The sequence below is a fragment of the Streptomyces africanus genome, assembly GCF_002150735.1.
Taxonomy (GTDB): Bacteria; Actinomycetota; Actinomycetes; order Streptomycetales; family Streptomycetaceae; genus Streptomyces; species Streptomyces africanus.
The window spans coordinates 1-4,423 of the sequence record NZ_MUKA01000506.1; the positions used below are offsets into that span (position 1 = coordinate 1).

Annotated in this window: 4 protein-coding genes; all 4 read right to left on the reverse strand. The window is 74.0% G+C overall.

Features of this window, described 5'->3' with window-relative positions:
• Window positions 1-47: 47 nt before the first annotated feature.
• Complete coding sequence (locus CCL05_RS40895; RefSeq protein WP_086565637.1) at window positions 48-1,364, reverse strand: Nramp family divalent metal transporter; 1,317 nt, start codon at window positions 1,362-1,364, stop codon at window positions 48-50.
• A 157-nt stretch (window positions 1,365-1,521) separates the two neighbouring features.
• Window positions 1,522-2,004: an ATP-binding protein gene (locus tag CCL05_RS40900; RefSeq protein WP_086565638.1), complete on the reverse strand. Its 483-nt coding sequence runs from the start codon at window positions 2,002-2,004 to the stop codon at window positions 1,522-1,524.
• A gap of 81 nt (window positions 2,005-2,085) precedes the next feature.
• Window positions 2,086-2,997, reverse strand: a complete 912-nt coding sequence (locus CCL05_RS40905) for an MEDS domain-containing protein (protein ID WP_086565639.1) — start codon at window positions 2,995-2,997, stop codon at window positions 2,086-2,088.
• A gap of 36 nt (window positions 2,998-3,033) precedes the next feature.
• A partial coding sequence (locus tag CCL05_RS40910; protein WP_244204577.1) for an ATP-binding protein occupies window positions 3,034-4,423 on the reverse strand: 1,390 nt, incomplete at its 5' end.

Consider the following 4,423-nt stretch of genomic DNA (forward strand, 5'->3'; position numbering starts at 1 on the left):
GCCCGGGCCGGGTGGCGGGTGCTGGGTCATCCGGCCATTGTTCCGCCTCAGAAGAACTCCCCCCACGGCTGGTCCCAGATCTGCTTCACGCACAGGACCAGGAACAGCAGGCCGGCGACGGCGAGCATCGCGTTGCTGAGCGGGCCGTTGCGCCACTCCCGGGGCGTGCGGGGGGAGTTCAGGAGCCAGATCAGCGTGCCGGCGAGGAAGGGCAGGAAGGCCGCGCCGAGGACGCCGTAGATGATGATCAGGCGGAAGGGCTGGCCCTCGAAGAGGAGGATCATGGGCGGGAAGGTCAGCCAGAGCAGGTAGGCGCGGAAGGGCCAGGAGCGTTCGCGTGTCCCCGAGGCGACCTCCTCGCCCTTGGCCCGGCCCGTGCCCGACAGCCGGGCCACGAAGTCGGCGAACATCAGGCTCACACCGTGCCAGACGCCGATCAGCGAGGTGAACGACGTGGCGAAGAAGCCGATCAGGAAGAACTTCGCCGTCGCCGCGCCGTACTCGTCCTCCAGGATGTCGCCCAGCTGGATCAGGCCCTTGTCGCCGCTCGCGATCGCGATGTTCGCCGAGTGCAGGAGCTCCGCGCCGACGAAGAGCATGGCGATCACGAAGATGCCGGTGGTGGCGTAGGCGACGCGGTTGTCCAGGCGCATGACCTTCATCCAGCCGGTGTCGGTCCAGCCCTTGGCGTTGACCCAGTAGCCGTACGCCGCGAGGGTGATCGTGCCGCCGACGCCGCCGATCAGGCCCAGGGTGTTGAGGATCGAGTCCTTCTCGTCGGGCAGCACCGGCAGGAGGCCCGCGAAGGCGTCGGGGATGTTGGGTGTGACGCGGATCGCCAGGTACACCGTCACCAGGAACATGACGCCCACCAGGACCGTCATGACCTTCTCGAACACCGCGTACTTGTTGAACCAGACGAAGACCAGACCGGCCAGGCCGCAGGCGATGCCCCACCACGTCAGGTCCATCACGCCGGGGAACAGCGCCTGGAGCGGCAGCGCGCTCGACGACATCGCCGCCGCGCCGTAGACGAAGCCCCAGACCACGACGTAGACGGCGAAGAACCAGGTCGTCCAGCGGCCGAGGCTCGCCCAGCCGTCGAACAGGGTGCGGCCCGTGGACAGATGCCAGCGGCCCGCCGCCTCCGCCAGGGAGATCTTCACCAGGCAGCCGATGATCGCGGCCCACAGGAGGGTGTACCCGAAGTTGCTGCCCGCGATCAGTGTGGCGACCAGATCGCCGGCGCCGACACCGGTCGCCGCGACGACGATGCCCGGCCCGATGTGCTTCCAACTCGCCTTACGGGGCCGGGGGTGCTGCGACGCCTCGTGGTCCGTGGTGTTTCCTGTGGTGTCCGCCATGCAGGTCAACAAACCGCAAAGAGCCCGCCCCGACAAGAGGGCCTTAGCGGAAACCCCCTGGGGGCGCGGGGAACTGCGCGAACGGCCACGACGAACCCGCAGACCGAGGCCGGGCCCAGGCGGCTGGGCATTCCGCCAAGGCCCGACCAGCGGAGCGTCACGGCTGTCGCCGACCACAGCCGCCCGATCCGCACGTGCCGAGCTCGAACCACACGGTCTTGCCCGGCCCGTCCCGGTGGCAGCCCCAGCGCTGGGCCAGCGCGTCCACCAGGAACATCCCACGGCCGCTCTCCCCGGTGCCGGCGTCCAGCACCCGGGGTACGCGGCGTTCGGTGTCGGCCACCTCGCAGCGCAGTACGCCGTGTGCGGCGAAGAGCGTGAGCCGGAAGCGGCTCTCGGCGTGCACCAGGGCGTTGGTGGCCAGTTCGCCGACGAGCAGTTCCGCCACGTCCGCCACCTCGCCGCGCTCCGCGATCCCCCAGCCCTCCAACTGCCTGCGTACCTGAGCGCGGGCCTCGCGGACGGCGGAGGGCTCGGGGGCGTACTCGACGCTCAGGTGGCCTGCTCCCAGGGGTGGTTGCGGGAACGGGCCGTACCTGGCGTCGGGGTCCGGGAGGTGGCGCCCGGAGAGTTGCAGCATGGCTCCAGGGTCTCCCCGGGGGCCGGTCCGGCGCAGGGGGAGGACTACCCGATCCCCTACCTGCTCGCGCAGGTGGGCGGGTTACGCGTACTGGAGGCGGACCGTGGCTCCCTGGGCGTCGTCGCGGATGTCCACGTACGCGCAGACCTGCCGCGCGTACCACAGGCCCGGGCCGGGTTCCGGGCCGGTGGGCGGTGGCGGGACGAAGCCGGCGAGCGGGTCGGCGACGGGGCGGGCCGAGCGCAGTTCGCAGACGCAGGCGGGCGCCTCGCCCCACAGCAGGGCGGTGCCGTCGAGGGGCGACAGAGCCGCCGCCGTCTCCGCGACGGCCGCGCCGAACAACTCGGCGTCGGCGGCGGGCAGTCCCCGCCCTTCCGCCCAGGCCTGCACGGCCGCGGCGTGCGGCTCCGCGAGCGGCCGCGCACCGGCCGGGGGCAGCGGCAGCGGCACGGCGTCGAGTTCGGCCGCGAGCCGTACCGGGTCCTGGTACACCTCCGTGCCGGGGTGGGCGCGGCGGGCCGCCGCGACGACGGCGGGGCCGGCGGTACGGGTGTCGTACGCGCACAGCGCGGTCGTGGCCATGGGCGCGAAGAGGAGGTTGGCGAGGGCCTCGTAGCGGATCCACTCGGTGGTCTCGCGGGCCGAGCGGCCGGCCCGGCCGCTCCAGACGGGCTCCATGAGGAGGTGGATCCTGCCGCCGGAACCGGCGTGGGCGGTGAGGTAGGAGGCCGCCTGGGCGACGGCGTTGGCGGCGGAGCCGGTGTACCAGTCGGTGTGCGGGATGCAGGTGACGTCCTTGGCGTCCCGGCCGAGGGCGTCCCGCAGGAGGTCCAGGTTGCGGGGGTCGGCGATGGCCACGGGGGGTGGTTCGCCGGGCGCCGCGAGGCCTTCGCGGAGGAAGGGCAGGGCGGCGGCCACGAAGTCGTCGTCGGTGCCGAAGACGGCCATGCGGTGGTCGAACGCGGCGGGTGCGGGCGGGTGTCGGGTGGTCATGGGTGGGTTCCCCTCGGGGGTCGCGGTACGGGCGGGTCAGCGCTGGGCGGTCACCCAGGCGGCGATCTGGCTGCGGTTGCTGAAGCCGAGCTTGCTGAGGATGCGTTCCACATGGCCTTCGGCGGTGCGTCGGGCGATCACCAGACGGTCGGCGATCTGCTGGTTGGCGAGCCCTTCGGCGACGAGCCGGGCGACCTCGGTCTCACGGCGGGTGAGACGGACCGGGGGGTCGTCGTGCGGGGCCCGGGACTCGCGGGGGTGCGGGCGGGCCGGTTCCTGGAGCGCCTGGCCGACGAGCTCGGCGAGGCCGAGGCCGGCGCCGCGCCGGTGGGCCCGTTGGAACGCGTCCCGTCCCAGGGCCCGGCAGGCCCGCTCCTCGCTGTCCCGGCGTGCGGCGTTGAGGGTGCGCGCGCCCCAGCGGGCGGCGTCGATGTCGGCCCAGACCCGGTCGGCGCCGCCCAGCAGCACGGCCGCGTGCCGGTGGGCGCCGCGTTCGGTGGCGATCGACGCGAGCAGGTCGAGGGTGAGGGCGATGCCGATGGCGTCGTGGACGGCGAGCTTGAGGCGCAGGGCCTCGCGGGCGTGCCGCTCGGCCCGGGCCCAGTCGCGGCGCACGCCGTGCGCGAGGGCGAGGATGCGCAGCACGTACGACCGTACCCACTGCTCGCCGTGCCGCTCGCACAGTCCGAGGGCGCGCTCGCACACCTCGACGGCGCGGTCGGCCTCGCCCAGGAAGCCCAGCGCGCAGGCGAGTTCGACCTGGTCGAGGCCGACGACGCTGAGGTGCTGGCCGGGCACGGGGCCGCGGGCGACGGTGGTCTCGAAGTGCCGTAGCGCGCCGGGCAGGTCGTCGCCGAACAGTCTGAGGACGCCGATGACGTACTCGGCGTGGGCGGCCTCGGCGGCGTCGCCCAGGGCCCGGGCGAGGGCGAGGGCGTCCCTGGCGTCCCGGCGGCCGCGGGGGAAGTCCTGGGTGGCGGCGGCGAGCAGTCCGGCGACCCAGAGGCCGCGGGCCCGTTCCGAGGTCGGCTCGGGGTTGGCGGCCAGGGCCCGGTCGAGCCAGTACAGGCCCTCGCGCGGTGCGCCGCAGGCGTGCCAGTAGAACCAGAGGGTGCCGGCGAGCCGCAGCCCGGCCCGGGCCTCTCCCGGGGTGGACAGGCTGAAGTCGAGGGCGGCGCGCAGGTTGTCCCGGTCGGCGCGCAGCCGGGCGACGGTCTCCGGCTGCCCGGGCCCGAACCAGCCGCGCTCGCACTCCTCGGCCCACCGCAGCATCCGGTCCCGCTGCCGGCGTCGGGCGGCGCCCTCCTCCCCGGCGTTCCGCCGCACCTGCTCCAGCCCGTACTGCCGCAGCGTGTCGAGCATCCGGTACCGCACGCCGCCGGGCCCCGGCTCGCGGCACAGCACGGACTTGTCGACGAGCCCGGCG